The organism is Caballeronia sp. LZ001 (genome assembly GCF_031450875.1).
Taxonomy (GTDB): Bacteria; Pseudomonadota; Gammaproteobacteria; order Burkholderiales; family Burkholderiaceae; genus Caballeronia.
The window spans coordinates 445,227-459,925 of the sequence record NZ_JARTVX010000005.1; the positions used below are offsets into that span (position 1 = coordinate 445,227).

Annotated in this window: 14 protein-coding genes; 6 read left to right on the forward strand and 8 right to left on the reverse strand. The window is 58.7% G+C overall.

Annotation, left to right across the window (positions count from 1 at the left end; genetic code table 11):
• Nucleotides 1–3: 3 nt before the first annotated feature.
• Nucleotides 4–2,685 carry an excinuclease ABC subunit UvrA gene (locus P9292_RS38520; RefSeq protein WP_309964809.1) on the reverse strand — a complete coding sequence of 894 codons (2,682 nt, stop codon included), beginning with the start codon at nt 2,683–2,685 and terminating at the stop codon, nt 4–6.
• A gap of 138 nt (nt 2,686–2,823) precedes the next feature.
• Between P9292_RS38520 and P9292_RS38525 the strand changes: the two genes are divergently transcribed.
• Entirely contained in the window at nt 2,824–3,069 is a 246-nt protein-coding gene (locus P9292_RS38525) for a hypothetical protein (RefSeq protein WP_250510533.1), read from the forward strand.
• A gap of 49 nt (nt 3,070–3,118) precedes the next feature.
• On the opposite strand, the gene P9292_RS38530 is transcribed toward P9292_RS38525, so the two are convergent.
• Nucleotides 3,119–3,523, reverse strand: coding sequence for a hypothetical protein (locus P9292_RS38530; RefSeq protein WP_250527237.1), 405 nt, complete (start codon nt 3,521–3,523; stop codon nt 3,119–3,121).
• A gap of 486 nt (nt 3,524–4,009) precedes the next feature.
• Here P9292_RS38530 and P9292_RS38535 point away from each other — a divergent pair, with 486 nt between their 5' ends.
• Nucleotides 4,010–4,762 carry a FadR/GntR family transcriptional regulator gene (locus P9292_RS38535; RefSeq protein ID WP_309847685.1) on the forward strand — a complete coding sequence of 251 codons (753 nt, stop codon included), beginning with the start codon at nt 4,010–4,012 and terminating at the stop codon, nt 4,760–4,762.
• Between the two features lie 215 nt (nt 4,763–4,977).
• On the opposite strand, the gene P9292_RS38540 is transcribed toward P9292_RS38535, so the two are convergent.
• Together P9292_RS38540 and P9292_RS38545 are read right to left on the reverse strand one after the other, a co-directional pair.
• Complete coding sequence (locus P9292_RS38540) at nt 4,978–5,784, reverse strand: alpha/beta hydrolase (protein ID WP_309964814.1); 807 nt, start codon at nt 5,782–5,784, stop codon at nt 4,978–4,980.
• A 52-nt stretch (nt 5,785–5,836) separates the two neighbouring features.
• Nucleotides 5,837–6,745: an AraC family transcriptional regulator gene (locus P9292_RS38545; RefSeq protein WP_244831287.1), complete on the reverse strand. Its 909-nt coding sequence runs from the start codon at nt 6,743–6,745 to the stop codon at nt 5,837–5,839.
• A gap of 225 nt (nt 6,746–6,970) precedes the next feature.
• Between P9292_RS38545 and P9292_RS38550 the strand changes: the two genes are divergently transcribed.
• The 3 genes from P9292_RS38550 (at nt 6,971) to P9292_RS38560 (ending at nt 10,256) form a co-directional block, all read left to right on the forward strand.
• On the forward strand, nt 6,971–7,813 hold the full coding sequence (locus tag P9292_RS38550) for an oxidoreductase (protein ID WP_250467954.1): 843 nt from the start codon (nt 6,971–6,973) through the stop codon (nt 7,811–7,813).
• A gap of 162 nt (nt 7,814–7,975) precedes the next feature.
• On the forward strand, nt 7,976–8,617 hold the full coding sequence (locus P9292_RS38555) for a carbonic anhydrase (protein ID WP_309964816.1): 642 nt from the start codon (nt 7,976–7,978) through the stop codon (nt 8,615–8,617).
• A 70-nt stretch (nt 8,618–8,687) separates the two neighbouring features.
• The gene (locus tag P9292_RS38560) at nt 8,688–10,256 is read left to right on the forward strand and encodes a SulP family inorganic anion transporter (RefSeq protein ID WP_309964818.1); all 1,569 of its coding nucleotides are present in this window, start codon (nt 8,688–8,690) and stop codon (nt 10,254–10,256) included.
• A 17-nt stretch (nt 10,257–10,273) separates the two neighbouring features.
• On the opposite strand, the gene P9292_RS38565 is transcribed toward P9292_RS38560, so the two are convergent.
• Together P9292_RS38565 and P9292_RS38570 are read right to left on the reverse strand one after the other, a co-directional pair.
• Nucleotides 10,274–10,942, reverse strand: a complete 669-nt coding sequence (locus P9292_RS38565; RefSeq protein ID WP_309964820.1) for an O-methyltransferase — start codon at nt 10,940–10,942, stop codon at nt 10,274–10,276.
• Nucleotides 10,943–11,026: 84 nt separating this feature from the next.
• Nucleotides 11,027–12,304 carry a LysR family transcriptional regulator gene (locus P9292_RS38570; RefSeq protein ID WP_250527243.1) on the reverse strand — a complete coding sequence of 426 codons (1,278 nt, stop codon included), beginning with the start codon at nt 12,302–12,304 and terminating at the stop codon, nt 11,027–11,029.
• Between the two features lie 151 nt (nt 12,305–12,455).
• On the opposite strand from P9292_RS38570, the gene P9292_RS38575 reads away from it, so the two are divergent.
• Nucleotides 12,456–12,959, forward strand: coding sequence for a universal stress protein (locus P9292_RS38575; protein ID WP_309964823.1), 504 nt, complete (start codon nt 12,456–12,458; stop codon nt 12,957–12,959).
• A 6-nt stretch (nt 12,960–12,965) separates the two neighbouring features.
• Here the strand turns inward: P9292_RS38575 and P9292_RS38580 are convergent, their stop codons facing one another.
• Both P9292_RS38580 and P9292_RS38585 read right to left on the reverse strand, forming a co-directional pair.
• On the reverse strand, nt 12,966–13,661 hold the full coding sequence (locus P9292_RS38580; RefSeq protein WP_309964825.1) for a GntR family transcriptional regulator: 696 nt from the start codon (nt 13,659–13,661) through the stop codon (nt 12,966–12,968).
• 220 nt (nt 13,662–13,881) lie between these two features.
• On the reverse strand, nt 13,882–14,655 hold the full coding sequence (locus P9292_RS38585) for a glutaredoxin domain-containing protein (protein ID WP_250510539.1): 774 nt from the start codon (nt 14,653–14,655) through the stop codon (nt 13,882–13,884).
• Between the last annotated feature and the right edge of the window lie 44 nt (nt 14,656–14,699).

Sequence of the window (14,699 nt, forward strand, 5' to 3'; positions counted from 1 at the left end):
TGCTCAGGTCAATGCGTCTTGCAGATAAGGCGCCGTGCGGCTTGCGGCCAGCGTCGCCACACTCGCAGGCACGCCGGCCGCGACTATCTTGCCGCCATCTTCTCCCGCGCCCGGACCGATATCGATGACCCAGTCGCTCTGGGCCGCGACGCGCATGTCGTGTTCGACGACCACGACCGTATTGCCTGCGTCGACGAGTCCTTGAAGTTGCGCCATCAGACGATCGACATCGGCGGGATGTAGTCCGGTCGTGGGCTCGTCGAGGATATAGAGCGTGTCGCCGCGATGCGCGCGCTGCAGTTCGGTTGCCAGCTTGATGCGCTGCGCTTCGCCGCCCGAGAGTTCGGTGGCAGGCTGACCGAGCCGCAGATAACCGAGGCCGATATCGCGCAGCACGGCAAGCGCGCGCATCACATTGGGCTCATCCGCGAAGAAGAGACAGGCGTCATCGACGCTCATCGCCAGCACCTCGGCGATGTTTTTGCCATTCCACGTGACTTCGAGTGTCTCGGCGTTATAACGCGAACCGTGACACGTCGAACACGACGTGTACACGCTCGGCAAAAATAACAGTTCGACGCTCACGAAGCCTTCGCCTTCGCAAGTCGGGCAACGCCCCTGCGCGACATTGAAGGAAAATCGGCCGGCACTGTAATGGCGTTTGCGCGCGAGCGGCGTATCGGCGTAGTGCTTGCGCACGTGATCGAAAAGTCCCGTGTAAGTCGCAAGATTCGAACGTGGGGTGCGGCCAATCGGCTTCTGATCGACGCGCACTAGGCGCCGTATAGCGTCCATGCCTTCGACGATGGAGCCTTCCGCAGGCGCTTCGACGACCGTGAAGAGCGGATCGGCTTCGTCTTCGTCGGGCTCATCGAGCGCTCTTCCCAGATGCTGCGCCACGAGTTCGGGCAATGCCTGACTGACGAGACTCGACTTGCCCGAGCCCGATATACCCGTCACCGCCGTGAAGCAACCGAGCGGAAACGCAGCGTCGATCTCATGCAGATTGTTTCGCGTGATGCCCGCGAGCTTCAGCCAGCCGCGCGGCGTGCGTGGCGCGCGGTCGGTGTTCGAATGGGACGCGAACAGATGCAGACGCGTTTGTGACGCCTCCACCGATGCGAGACCCGCGGGCGGGCCGCTATAAAGCACATGTCCACCGGCTTCGCCCGCAGCGGGACCGACATCGACGAGCCAGTCTGCGCGACGCATCGTCTCCATGTCATGCTCGATCACGAAGAGCGAATTGCCGGCAGCCTTGAGCCGTTGCAGCGCGTCAAAGAGCGCTTCGTTGTCAGCGGGATGCAAACCGGCGGAGGGTTCATCGAGCACATACACCACGCCGAAGAGTTGCGAGGCCAGTTGCGTGGCTAGCCGCAAGCGCTGCAATTCGCCTGACGACAAGGTGGGCGTCGCGCGATCCAAAGCAAGATAGCCGAGGCCGAGATCGATCAACGTGGCAAGACGTTCTTCGAGATCGGCTGCTATGCGCTCGGCGGCGGCGCGCTTCTCATTGGACAAGTTGGGCGTGCGCCGTACATCGGGCGATGCTTTATGCGCCGATCCACCCGCCGCGACACGCTTCGCAATTGCCGCCTGCCGCACGTCCCTGGCAAGCACGTCTTGCTCGCGTGCTTCTTCATGATCGGGCCATTCGCCGCGCGCAATGGGCGCGAGCACCTGCGCAAGCCGCGTAAGCGGCAGACGCGAGAACTCCGCGATATCCAGTCCCGCGAAGGTCACCGATAACGCTTCCTGCTTCAGTCGCTTGCCGTGACACGACGAACAGTCGCTCCCGACCATATAGCGCGACACGCGCTTCTTCATGAGCGCGCTTTGCGTGTGGGCGAAGGTATGAAGCACATAACGGCGCGCGCCCGTAAAGGTGCCTTGATAACTCGGCTCCGCGCGACGCTTGAGTGCGGCACGTGTCTCGGCGGGTGTGAGGCCCGCGTAGACCGGCACGGTGGGCGTATCGTCGGTGAAGAGAATCCAGTCGCGGTCTTTCTTCGGCAGATCGCGCCAGGGCGTGTCGACGTCGTAGCCCAGCGTGACGAGTATGTCGCGCAGATTCTGACCGTGCCACGCTGGCGGCCATGCGGCGATGGCGCGTTCGCGGATGGTGAGCGAGTCGTCGGGGACCATCGACTTCTCGGTCACTTCGTAGACGCGGCCGAGACCATGGCAGACGGGGCACGCGCCCTGAACCGTGTTGGGAGAAAAGTCTTCCGCGTAGAGCATGGGCTGCTTCGGCGGATAGCTACCCGTGCGTGAATACAGCATGCGAACGAGACTGGAAAGCGTGGTCACGCTTCCCACCGACGAACGTGCGTTGGGCGTGCCACGCTGCTGCTGCAAGGCGACGGCGGGCGGCAATCCTTCGATGGAATCGACTTCCGGTACGCCGACCTGCTCGATCAGGCGCCGCGCGTAGGGCGCAACGGATTCAAAATACCGCCGCTGCGCTTCTGCATACAAAGTTCCGAATGCAAGTGACGACTTTCCCGATCCGGACACGCCTGTGAACACGACCAGCGCATCGCGCGGGACGTCTACATCGACATTTTTGAGGTTATGCTCCCGCGCGCCGCGAACGCGCACGAAACCTGCTGGAGAGACAGTTGGCGTTTCGGCTTTATTGCGCCGAGGCGGCTTGGCTGGGCTTTTGACTTTGGGCGCATCCATCTTATGGCTTTTGGCTTTTTGCAGGCGAATACGTCTGGCGAGCAGGTCTCATGCCAAGCCGCTCGCCGATTGTATTCGGCATTCAAAAGCCTGCACGGTGAATACACACTCGACTGACTTTACGCAAAAAGGAACGACATGAAGACGAATGGATTGGCAGCACTTATCGCCCTCACTGCGGGTTTGATGCTGGGCGCGTCGGGCGCGGCGATGGCGCAAGGTGGCAACGGTAATGGCGGCGCTGGCGGCGGCAACGCGCACGGCGCAGCGACGGCCGCGCCGACGGCAGGCGGTGACAATACTTCGGCTGCCACTGGTACGAGCAAGGGTTTTCACTTCAAGCACAAGAAGAAAGCGAAGCCCGTGACCGCACCAGCGCAATAATCAAGCAAACGTTTATTGCATACAAACGATTGAATGCAATCGCGGCGGGTCAGGCCGCCGCGACTTCCGCGTCGATATCATCAGTGCCCAGGCGCGAGAAGATATCGCATACGGCGCGCATTTCGGCTTCGTCGCGAATGCTGACGAATACTCGGGTTATACCGTATGCAGCGGATTCATCGTTATCGAAGCCAGGTAGGATGTCGTCGCTGCCGGTCGATGCAATCCCATACCCGCCGTCGGTGGCGGCTAGATCGGCATAGCCTGCAAATTCGGCGGTGATCCACTGGGTCGGTGAACTGGTGCTCAGTTCCATGCTGGCGGTGAAATCGGCGAACCCGGACATGCTCGCGACGCGAACGCGGTCGCTCGTGATGCCCTCTGCCTTGAGGTCTTCCAGTGCTTCGTCCAACTTGCGGGAGCCAAAAAAAGCTCCGGTCACTTCACGCATCATTGTTTGTCTCCTTGCTGCCCACGTGGTGCCGCGCTCCACGAAGGCGTTCGCACGAACGCAACTTGGAGGCTCTAAGCACACCGGTTTGCCGCGTAATCGGAGAGTGAGAGGCGCGACGCGGTAAGCCGGTGAACCGCTTCAGGGAGGCTCGCGAGTGCGCGAGGTGATGGCGAATCCAACGGATGCGGACGAGGATTCGCGAGCCTTCGATCGGAAGTCGACCTCTTGAAAGCGAGGCGCGCGCCTTGAATGCTTACATGCCTTGCAAAACATGACACACGCGCTTTGACTTCAAGCGGTACTTGAACTTTACGCTCGGTGAAATGGTTGATCAACAGTTTGTTACATTTTTAGTTGCCTGAACCATAACGGTTTTTTGTGTTTTGCATTGAGGGCTTAAGGCATTTTGTATTCGATCAGGCATCAGTCGTCGTACAAGCAAGTCTGCGCCCCTATAATGGCTCGTCTACCTTTTTCAATCGCCCTATGTCACCAGCTCTCGCAGCCGGCGGTCTTCGCCGCTCTCGCAATCTGACCGAGGAAGTTGTCGCCGAACTTTCGGAACGGATTCGCAGCGGCGCGCTTCAGCCTGGCGACAAGCTTCCGACCGAATCGGAGATCATGGCGCAACTGGGCGTTAGCCGTACGGTCGTACGAGAATCGATATCGCGCCTTCAGGCGGGGCGCCTGGTTCAAACGCGTCATGGCATTGGCACTTTTGTACTCGCAGCGACCGATCACGATCGCTTCCAGATCGAAGCTGCGGGCGATCTCACCGTGCGCGACGTCATGGCCATCCTCGAACTACGCATCAGTCTCGAAGCCGAGGCCGCAGGTCTCGCGGCAATGCGGCGAAGCGAAGAGAATCTGAAGCACATGCGTCATGCTCTGGACGAGTTCGAGCGGCACATTGCAGAAGGCACGGGCAACGCGGTTGCCGCGGACGTCGCATTTCACCTCGAGCTTGCCAAGGCTACGGGCAACCGTTATTTCCACAGCATCCTTAGCCAGTTGGGCAACACGATCATTCCACGCACGCGTGTAAATTCCGCTGCGCTTGCGCATAACGATCCCGGCAGTTACCTCGATCGCGTGAACCGCGAACACGAGGATATCTACGACGCCATCGAGCGGCGTGATCCGGAAGCTGCCCGCGCAGCCATGCGCATGCATTTGTCGAATAGCCGCGAACGCTTGCGGCGGTCACAAGAAACAGCGGTTAAGCCTGCGGAGGCTTGAGCCGCATTTCGTCCTTCGGGCGAATGGTTTGTTTAAGCAGTCAGCCCCTAAGGGTTCGCTCGCTCGAGACGAACAACGTCGATTTAACCGCAATAAAAGATGCATTGGACCGACTGCGATCATCTGCCCAAACGCGCGGCACGGTCACTTAATCGCCGTGCGGGCTTGCGCGATGGCATCATGGCGCAGACGGCCTGTCGGTTGATCGCTCGGCTTCACGGCAGAGACGAGCGGGTAACGAAATCTGCAATTGCATCATTGACCGCCTGAGTGGCATCCCTATGCGGTGAATGTCCGCAAGCCGATAGCTTGACGAGATGAGTGTGATTCACGGACGCCTTGATCTTGTCGATCTGAAGCATCGACGCGTATTCATCGTCGTGGCCTTGTATTGCGAGCAATGGCCGTTTGATCGAGCGAATTTCGTCTGTAATGTCCCAACGCAGAAATTCCGGATTGAGCCATGCGTCGTTCCAGCCATAAAAGGCGGAATCTGCGTCCTCATGGTAGCCAGCGAGTTTCGCTCGCAACGCACCGTGCTCATAGGCGCTTCGCACTTCCATTATGGCTTTGACTGTGATCGCTTCCACGAACACATGTGGTGCAAGCACGATCAGTCCGGCAAGCGCTTCGAGAAAGGTGCTTGCGTAAAGCAGTGCGATTGTCCCGCCATCGCTATGGCCTACGAGCCACATGCGAGAACGTTCGAACGCATTTACCTTGAGCGCATCTAGAAGCGCAGGCAATATCTTCGTCGCCTGACGATGCATGAAGGTCACAGGCCACTTTTCATGCGGAGGGCGCGGCGTCGACCGTCCATAGCCAGGACGCGAATAGACGAGACCACGGCAGTTCATTCGGTCGCATAGCCGCTGCGGCCAGTCTTTCCACAATGCAACTGAACCCAGCCCCTCATGCACAAATACCGCGATTGGAGCATCGATGCGCGAAGGATTGATCCACTTATATTCGATGCGCAACGGATAGGGTCCGCAGTTCAGTTCGACGAAGGCTTCGTTCATGCGTTTGGTAGCAGGTTTGTTCTGCGTGGAAGATTAACAGACGATCCACGCATCAATGCGATGACACGTAGCCCGAACCCGGTCCGGGATCTGGCAGCGCGAAACTGTCTTTGAGACGCTGGGCTTCATCGACGGGACTGCGCCCAAACAAACGCTTGAATTCGCGGCTGAATTGCGAAGCACTTTCGTAGCCCACTTGCGCCGATGCGACGGCTGCCGTGACATCGTTCCGCACCATGAGCAGCCGCGCCTGATGCAGCCGGGTTGACTTCAAATATTGCATTGGTGACGTGTTGGTCACGGTCTTGAAATGCAAATGGAACGCGGGCACGCTCATGTTGGCTTCGCTTGCAAGCAGCGCAACATCGAGCGGCTCATCGAAACTTTGATGGATCTTGCGCAATGCTCGCGCGACTTTCCCGAACTGACCTTGCCGTGTCAAAGCCGCGCGCACCGAAGGACCTTGTTCGCCCGTCAACACTCGAAAATAAATCTCGCGCACGAGAGCCGGCCCGAGAACCGGACCTTCGAGCGGGTCACTCATGGTTTCGAGAAAGCGGAGAACCGTCGCGCCGAGTTGTTTGTCCAGCGGCGTTGAGATCATGCCGTGAGGTTCGGACGTTACGGTTGCGCCGTGTTCATCGAGTTGCATGATCAACTCTGCTGCAACGTTGAGATCTAGCCGGAAATAGATGGCAAGCAAAGGTTTTTGCGCGCTGGCATCCGTCTCCATTGAAAAGGGTACGGGCACCGACACGGCCAGGTAATGCTGCTCATCGTATAGATAAACTTGCTCGCCGAAATAGCCACGCTTGCGGCCCTGACAGACGATAACGATGCCCGGGTCATAAAGTACCGGCGTGCGACGCAGTGGTCTGTTCGAACGCAGAAAACGCACGTCTGGCAATGCTGTGAGGTTATAGCCTTCCAAAGGGGCAAGCCGCATCAGCAGCTCGATCATGCGGCGTCTGGTTTCGGTGGCTAGCGTTCGGCGGGTGATCACGGTGGCTCCGCAAGATGTGTCGACAGCCCTTAATTTGCCAGCTTTGCAGCCGCGAATCCATACGCCAATAGCTTTAGGCAAACATGCGAGAAGAACCGGCGTATCAAGAACGATGCGCGCTCTCTAATATTGGACAGGTGTTGCGGCATGGTGCGCGCGACGAGTCGAATAGGAGAGGTTCACATGGAAAACACAAACGGCAAGACGTTTATCATCACCGGCGTGAGTTCGGGTTTTGGACGCGCTTTCGCGCAAAGCGCGCTCGATGCAGGACACACGGTTATCGGCACAGTTCGCAATGGTGACGCCCTCAAGGAATTCGAGGCTATCAAGCCCCGATCGGCACATGGAGTCGTGCTCGACGTGACGGCGTTTGACCGCATAGGCCCTGTTGTCGAGGAAGTAATGCGCACATACGGCCCGATCGATGTGCTCGTCAATAACGCTGGCTATGGCCACGAAGGCACACTTGAAGAATCGCCGCTGGAGGAAATGCGCCGGCAGTTCGATGTCAACGTATTCGGTGCGGTCGCCATGATCAAAGCCGTATTGCCTTCCATGCGGGAGCGCCGTGCCGGCCACATCATCAACATCACGTCCATGGGCGGCTTCATCACGATGCCGGGCATTGCATACTATTGCGGCAGCAAATTCGCGCTGGAAGGCATTTCAGAGACGTTGGCCAAAGAGGTCAAGGACTTCAACGTAAGAGTAACGGCCGTTGCGCCCGGATCGTTTCGTACCGATTGGGCTGGCCGCTCGATGGTCAGAACGGAGCGCAGCATCGCAGACTATGACGCGCTGTTCGACCCGATCCGCGCGGCGCGTGAGGCCAAGAGCGGCAAGCAATTGGGCGATCCAGCCAAGGCCGGCCAAGCCTTGCTAAGCCTCATCGAAGCCCATGATCCACCTGCGCATCTTCTTCTTGGGAGCGATGCAATCTCTCTTGTCAAAACGAAGCTAGTGGCGCTCAACGAAGAAATCGACAAGTGGGAGCATTTGTCGCGCTCGACCGATTTTTCTTGAGCGTGTGTTAGCGTCGTCCAAGGAAAATCTCAAGAGAAATAAATAGCGAGGCGAATTATTTTCTCTTGGACGGCGCTGAACTTTCTCGGCGAAAGTGATTCGTAAGGATTCGCTGCACTGCAACGCGGGTGCAATCCATCGAATGCTCGTCATGAGAACGCCATGAATCGACCGAAACGCATGCTTCTGGAAAACATTGCCTGGGCTCGCGAAACCGCGCAGGCGGACACGCAATTTTTCCCACGCCTTGCAGAGGGGCAAAACCCCAAGGTGTTGTGGATCGGGTGTTCTGATAGTCGCGTGCCTGCCGAAACGATCACGAACGCTAACCCAGGCGATCTTTTCGTTCATCGCAACATCGCGAACTTGTTCTCGCCGTCGGACGACAACACCATGAGCGTCCTTGAATATGCGGTGCGAGTGCTGAAGGTCGATCATGTGATCGTATGCGGGCATTATGGATGCGGCGGTGTGCGAGCATCGTTGTTGCCGCTCTCGAATGAAATACCGCACGTCAATCGCCGTATTGCCCCGGTGTGCGCTTTAGGCGAGCGGCATCGACGTGAACTCGACGACTTGGAAGAGTTCGATGCGCGCGCTGATCGCCTTGCGGAACTCAATGTGCTCGAACAAGTGCGGCTTCTGCGTCAGACGCGGATCGTAATCGATCGCGATGAGCCGCCGCTCGTGCACGGCTGGATTTTCGGCCTGCACGACGGGCTTATCAAAGTGCTTGCCTCCGGCTATGACGCGCCCCGTATGGTGCCGTTGTACGCGGAAGTCGTCGAAGCCGCCGGACGCTGATTCGATCGTCGCTCATTTCATGCTGCGTGAATTCGTTAAACGTAGCAGGCACCCACATGGCTAAATCCTTATGAACCTTAGCAATCGTCTAAGCCAGTTCCCGCGCGACCTGTTCGCCGGCACAGTCGTATTTCTCGTAGCGATGCCTCTGTGTCTTGGCATTGCCAATGCATCGGGCGTGGAGCCCTTTGCGGGGCTTTTGTCCGGAATCATAGGCGGCATTGTCGTGGCATTGCTTAGCGGCTCGCAATTGAGCGTAAGCGGACCGGCAGCGGGGCTTATCGTCATCGTGGTCGATGGCATCGCGGGACTAGGCAGTTTTTCTGCATTTCTACTCGCGGTGCTTTTGTCGGGCGCAATTCAATTCGGCTTTGGCTTGCTTAAGGCGGGACGTTTTGCAGCGTATGTGCCGTCGTCGGTGATCAAGGGCATGCTTGCGGCCATTGGCCTATTGCTCGTCATCAAGCAGATACCCCTGGCCGCGGGCTTCGCCAATGCAGGCGCACCAGCCGCGAGCGGACCGGGCTTGCTCGATACGCCTTTCGGTCCGGTATCTTTCGCTGCTTTTGCCGTAGCCGTGATGTCCCTTGCCATGCTCGCTGGCTGGGAAACGCGCGCCATGCGACGTTTTGCCGTGGTGCGCGCCGTGCCCGCGCCGCTTGCCGTGGTGACGTTCGGTATTGGCGTAACGCTTTTACTCGACATGTTCGCGCCGGGCTTGGCGCCGCCCGCGCAACATCGCGTGGCATTGCCTTCGCTTGAAACGTTCGCAGCATTCACGAATGCGCTTGAATTGCCCAACTTCTCGCAATTCGTCAACCCGGATGTCTGGCGTCTCGCATTCACGCTTGCCATCGTCGCGAGCCTTGAAACTTTGTTGAGCCTGGAGGCGGTCGAGCAACTCGATCCCAAGAGACGTAGTGCACATCCCGATCGCGAATTGAAAGCGCAAGGCATTGGCAACATGATGGCGGGCGCTATCGGCGCATTGCCAATTACATCGGTCATCGTGCGCAGCTCGGCAAACGTTCACGCCGGCGCGCAAAGTCGCTGGTCTTCATTCGTACATGGTGTCTTGCTGCTTGCAAGCGTCTTTGCGTTGACGAGCGTGATCAACCTCATTCCGCTTGCATGTCTGGCTGCGATATTGATTTTCACCGGGCTCAAGCTTGCCAAGCCGTCGCTGTTTGTCGCCATCGCCAGACAAGGCTTCGAGCGATTTGCACCCTTCGTCGTGACAATTGCTGGCGTGTTGCTGACCGATCTGCTCATGGGTATTGTGCTTGGCATCGCATGTAGTCTCGTGCTTGCCGTGCGCGCTAATCTCAAGCGGCCAATCACGATGACGCAGCACGACGATCATTACCTGCTCTCGTTTCGAAAGGACGTGTCGTTTCTCGGCAAGGTCACGCTAAAGCATCTTCTGCGCTCCATTCCTGACAACGCGACTGTCATTCTCGATGCTTCGCGTGCGGACCATATCGACCCGGACGTACGCGAGATCATCGATGACTTCGTGAGCGAAGCACCCGCCAGAGGAATGCATGTCGAGTGCAGGCAAATGCCGCTTGCAGAAGCGCGGCTTGCCATGCCGCGCATGCGTTCCCGCTGGCAGCAGTGGAGAAGGCGCCCGGCTTGAGCTTCTAATAAAGCTTGCTAGCTCGTTACGATGGACAGCGAGAATCCGTCCCATCCCTTGCTGCCCACCGTTTGCACGGCAGTGGAGGAGAGCCGTGGATCGGTTGCGAGCATGTCGAAATAGGCGCGCAATCCGATCACATCGGGCTCGGTGCTGTCAGCATCGGCGATACGGCCACGACGGATGATGTTGTCGCCAACGATCGCCGTGCCCGGCTTGCTAAGGCTCAACGCGAGACGCAGATATTCGGGATAGCTTTTCTTGTCGGCATCGATGAATATGAAGTCGAAAGGGCGCATGCCTTCGCGCACGAACCCTTCAAGCGATGCGGCCGCCGCGCCGACCACGACTGTTGCAACCGAAGCAAGTCCAGCGCGTTCGAGATTCTTGCGCGCCACCTCGGCGTAGTCGGGATTGGCCTCAAGCGAAAGCAGCGTGCCGTCAGGTGGCAGGGCGCGTGCGAGCCAGATGGTGCTGTAGCCGCCTAGCGTGCCTATTTCAAGGATATGGCGTGCGCCACGCAGGCGTGCGAGCAGGTTCAGCAGCTTGCCCTGATTCGGTGCGACATTGATGGGAGGCAGTCCCGACGCACTGCTCGCCGCGAGCGCTGCTTCGAGTACCTCGTCGTGTGCCTGGGTTTGCTGGCACAGGTAGGCGTCCATGGCATCCCATTGCTGCTGGTCCATCCGAAATCCTCGTCTTGAGCGAACTGCCACGATACTCCGCCGGCCGACATGCATGCAAAAAACCACGCGGTGGCATTCAAAATTTCAAACACGATGCGTCGTGCCGGTCTCTTTCCGAGCCGTTTCACGCCGCAATGTATGGCCGACCTCGTCCACCGTCAGCCGAATGGCGTCGATCAGCGCTCGGGCAGCTGGCGAGGGAGTGCTACCGGCGCGCAAGGTCAGACCGATATCGCGTTTTGTATTTTGCATCGCTATGTCGAGCACCATGAGTTGGCCCGACTCGCATTCATAATGCAATTGCTGCGCTGAGACCGCTGCGAGCATATCGGTGTTCATCAGCAAACCGCGAATGACCGCGAGGTCGGCGGTTTCGACGGTCGGCATGGGCGGCTTCATTTTCCATCGCTTGAACTGCGCCTCGAACATGCCACGCGCGGGGGCGTGGCTGCGCGGCAAAATCCATTGTGCCGAGACGAGTTCCTTAAGAGTGAGTCCGTCGATTTCGGCAAGCGGATGACCACGCCGCCCGATCACGACCATGTCCTCCGACATGAAACGTTCGTTAGTCAAACCGCTCGATGCATCGTTCTGCCGAAGCGCGCCGAGCACGAAATCGATATCGCCCGCCCGCAGGCCGGCAACGAGCGTCTCATAGGCGCTTTCGTCGGTGATGATGCGCACGCCCGGATATTGCGCGGCCACTCTCGCTATCGCGCCCGGCAGGATCAACGTACGCCCGAGCGGCAGCGAACCGACCGTGACGAAGCCCTGAATCGTCCCGCGCAATGCGGCGATATCGTCGGGAATATGGCGCAGTTCGTTAAGCGCGCGACGCACGTGCAAGACAAAAGTTTCGCCTTCGCTCGTGAGCAGCAAGCCGCGCGGGCTGCGATAAAAAAGCTGCATGCCCGCGCCCGTTTCCATGATGCGAATGGCGCTAGACACCGCGGGCTGACTAAGTCCGAGCGTCTGCGCCGCGCTCGGCATATGTCGATGACGCGCCAGCGCGGAAAACAACTGGAGGCGCCGCGTGTTCAGCAGAAACGCCGGCAGGCCGTCGCCGCTGCTGGCGCGGCGCCGTGACTGGCGCGCTGCACACCACTGTGCAAGGGTTTCCAGCTCCGTGAAGATGCGTTCGCAACGCAGAAGAACGGCGCGGCCGGCCGGCGTAGGAAGCATGCCCGATGACCGGCGTTCGAGCAGCGTCTCGCCAACGGCGGCTTCAAGTTCCTGTAGCGAGCGCGTGACTGCCGACTGAGCGCGGAACAAAGCGACGGCGGCGCGCGTGGCGCTGCCCGTCTGCGCAACGAGCCGGAAAGCGCGCAGATAGGCGAGATTGAGCAGTTCGCGGTGGTCCATTCGAGCCGCAATGAGGGTAGAAGCCTATCAGTTTAATTTATCGCCCCGACGTGGTGCATGCAGAATGCAATTTCCTCACTGTTTGCTAATTCTTGACGACGATGATGACGACATGCACCAACCAACAAACGTATCGACAGGAGCTAGCGCCATGTACCAACACATTCTCGTCGCCGTGGGTCCTGGCTTCAGCGAAGCCGCGTTGTCCGTCGCGATCGCGCGTTCACGTGAAAGCAATGCCCGGCTGACCATGCTGCATGTCATCGACAGCGCTCCGTGGTGGACGGCATCACAAGCCGATGTGATTTGCTGCGATACGGTCGATCTCGTCAACCAGCTTGCGCTCGTCGTCTATCGCAGTAGCACCAAGATGCTGGAGGAGGCAGGGGTCGAAGCTCACTGGGAGACGCGCAGAACGCCTGCCGATGGACACAACGTCGGGCGTATCATCGCAGAGGCTGCAGACGAGCTCGAAGCGAATCTCATCGTGCTCGGTGGCGGCAAGCGCAGTCTCTTTGGCATCGGCGTGCGACGCGTAAGCCATGTGGTGTGCCGTCATACCGACCGTGAAGTGCTGATTGCGTCGGAGCGCGCGAATGAGCGGGCTTGCACTGAAACTCTGTCACGCACGGTGTGGGAAGCAAGTCACGCGTAATCGGTCTCACACGTCGAGAATCCGGTAGCGTTGCAGGGCTTCGATCTGCGTTTGAAGGCTCCGTGCGCGATGTTCACGGCAAAGCATTTCGGCATTCGTGGCATCGCCATTTCGCAACGCGGTGATGACATCGCGCAGGACGCTGGTGCTTGCGTCGTCAAGCTTGATGAGCTTTAACGTGAGTTCGCGCACGCGGCGCACTTGATCGGCACATTCACCGACTATTTGCGCCAGCCTCGGGTTGTCGCTCATTTCGACGAGGTGCGCATAGAAAAGCTCGCATGCCGCCGCCCACGCATCGCGATCGTCTTTAGCAAAAGCGCGCTCCATATCCGCGCAGGATTTTTCGAGTAGTTTGATATCACGCGCGCTTGGTTTGCGCGAAGCTACTGCTGCCACCGCAGTTGCTTCGAGACTTGTCTGCACCTGGAAAACTTCTTCGAGATCCGCCATCGACACATTGCGCACGCGCACACCGTGACGTGGAATGATCTGTACGAGATGTTCGTTTTGCAGTCTGATGAGCGCCTCGCGAACGGGTGTGCGGCTTACGCCGAACATCTGCACCAGTTCTTGCTCGAGCAATTGCGTACCCGGGCGCAGCTCGTTGCGCAGGATCATCTCGCGAATTCTCTGATAGACCGTAGCGGTCGATTTTTCTCGCGGCTTGCTGATCGCTTCGGCGGTCCGGGCTTCAGCCATGATGGGCATTCCAGATGCGTTATCGCCCGGGCATGGACGAAAATCCGCCTTGGAAGACGGACGGAATGCCTTACATTATAAGAGAAGAAGCGCCTTGTATCGCTCAACGTATACGTTATGCCGCAGCGAAAAGGCGGATGATTTGCTTAGCATCAGACTAAAAAAAGCCGCCCTAGGCGGGCGGCTGAATGGGCCTGCTCGCTTCCGTCTTGGCCTGAAGTTATCTGTCCCAGACTTCGTCCGGCAAAGGCAGGCCCCCGAGGTCGTCCGCGCTCAAGGGTCGGTCCACAGTGACTCCTTCGCTTTCAAGCATGAGCATTACCTGCCGGGTGTGTTGCGCGCTATGCCATGCGGTGCGTTCAAGCACTTCGTGCATTGAGCGGCGGCCGTAGTAAGTCGGCACGTCATAGGCAAGCGTGCGATCGGTTTCCTGTTCCCACCACTTTAGTAGTTCGACGCGCACGCTTTCTCCCCAACGCGCGATGTCTTCTGCGGTCCAATTGTCAGGCGGCACATCGTCAAAGCCCTCGAAGCGCAATTCAATCTGATGCGCGGCTTGCACACCCATTTCGGCGACGCGGAATACGTGAAACGTCAAACCAGCCGGCGTGCGATTGCGATTACGAAACGGCTTTCGAAAATGCTCAAGACCGAACTGCCTCGCATAGCGCGCGTTCGACTCGAGTACGTGCGCGAGCTTTGCGACGAGCTGTTCGGGAGGCAACGGCGGCGCTGCCGTGGTCTTGAGATCGAGAAAACGGATGACGTCGTTGATGGATTGGCAAAACGTGTATCTCTGTCCGAGCGCGACCACCGGAACGCTACGTGCACCAAGCGCCAAGAGCGCCGCGCGGCCTTCCGGATCGTTATGCACGTCAATCGATTCGTATTCGATCCCCTGACGCGTAAGAAATTCCTTGGTCCGCAAACACGACGAACATCCCGGTTGCCAGAACACGCGAATACGCGTGGCTTGAGCGACTTCGGCTTCCATTTTCATGCTCCTAAGGTCAAGGCCTTCAACGACGTCCTGGAGCT

Coding starts and splice junctions, on each gene's coding strand:
- P9292_RS38520 (WP_309964809.1), bottom strand. CDS start 2,685: ATGGATGCGCCCAAAGTCAAAAGCCCAGCCAAGCCGCCTCGGCGCAAT.
- P9292_RS38525 (WP_250510533.1), top strand. CDS start 2,824: ATGAAGACGAATGGATTGGCAGCACTTATCGCCCTCACTGCGGGTTTG.
- P9292_RS38530 (WP_250527237.1), bottom strand. CDS start 3,523: ATGATGCGTGAAGTGACCGGAGCTTTTTTTGGCTCCCGCAAGTTGGAC.
- P9292_RS38535 (WP_309847685.1), top strand. CDS start 4,010: ATGTCACCAGCTCTCGCAGCCGGCGGTCTTCGCCGCTCTCGCAATCTG.
- P9292_RS38540 (WP_309964814.1), bottom strand. CDS start 5,784: ATGAACGAAGCCTTCGTCGAACTGAACTGCGGACCCTATCCGTTGCGC.
- P9292_RS38545 (WP_244831287.1), bottom strand. CDS start 6,745: ATGATCGAGCTGCTGATGCGGCTTGCCCCTTTGGAAGGCTATAACCTC.
- P9292_RS38550 (WP_250467954.1), top strand. CDS start 6,971: ATGGAAAACACAAACGGCAAGACGTTTATCATCACCGGCGTGAGTTCG.
- P9292_RS38555 (WP_309964816.1), top strand. CDS start 7,976: ATGAATCGACCGAAACGCATGCTTCTGGAAAACATTGCCTGGGCTCGC.
- P9292_RS38560 (WP_309964818.1), top strand. CDS start 8,688: ATGAACCTTAGCAATCGTCTAAGCCAGTTCCCGCGCGACCTGTTCGCC.
- P9292_RS38565 (WP_309964820.1), bottom strand. CDS start 10,942: ATGGACCAGCAGCAATGGGATGCCATGGACGCCTACCTGTGCCAGCAA.
- P9292_RS38570 (WP_250527243.1), bottom strand. CDS start 12,304: ATGGACCACCGCGAACTGCTCAATCTCGCCTATCTGCGCGCTTTCCGG.
- P9292_RS38575 (WP_309964823.1), top strand. CDS start 12,456: ATGTACCAACACATTCTCGTCGCCGTGGGTCCTGGCTTCAGCGAAGCC.
- P9292_RS38580 (WP_309964825.1), bottom strand. CDS start 13,661: ATGGCTGAAGCCCGGACCGCCGAAGCGATCAGCAAGCCGCGAGAAAAA.
- P9292_RS38585 (WP_250510539.1), bottom strand. CDS start 14,655: ATGGAAGCCGAAGTCGCTCAAGCCACGCGTATTCGCGTGTTCTGGCAA.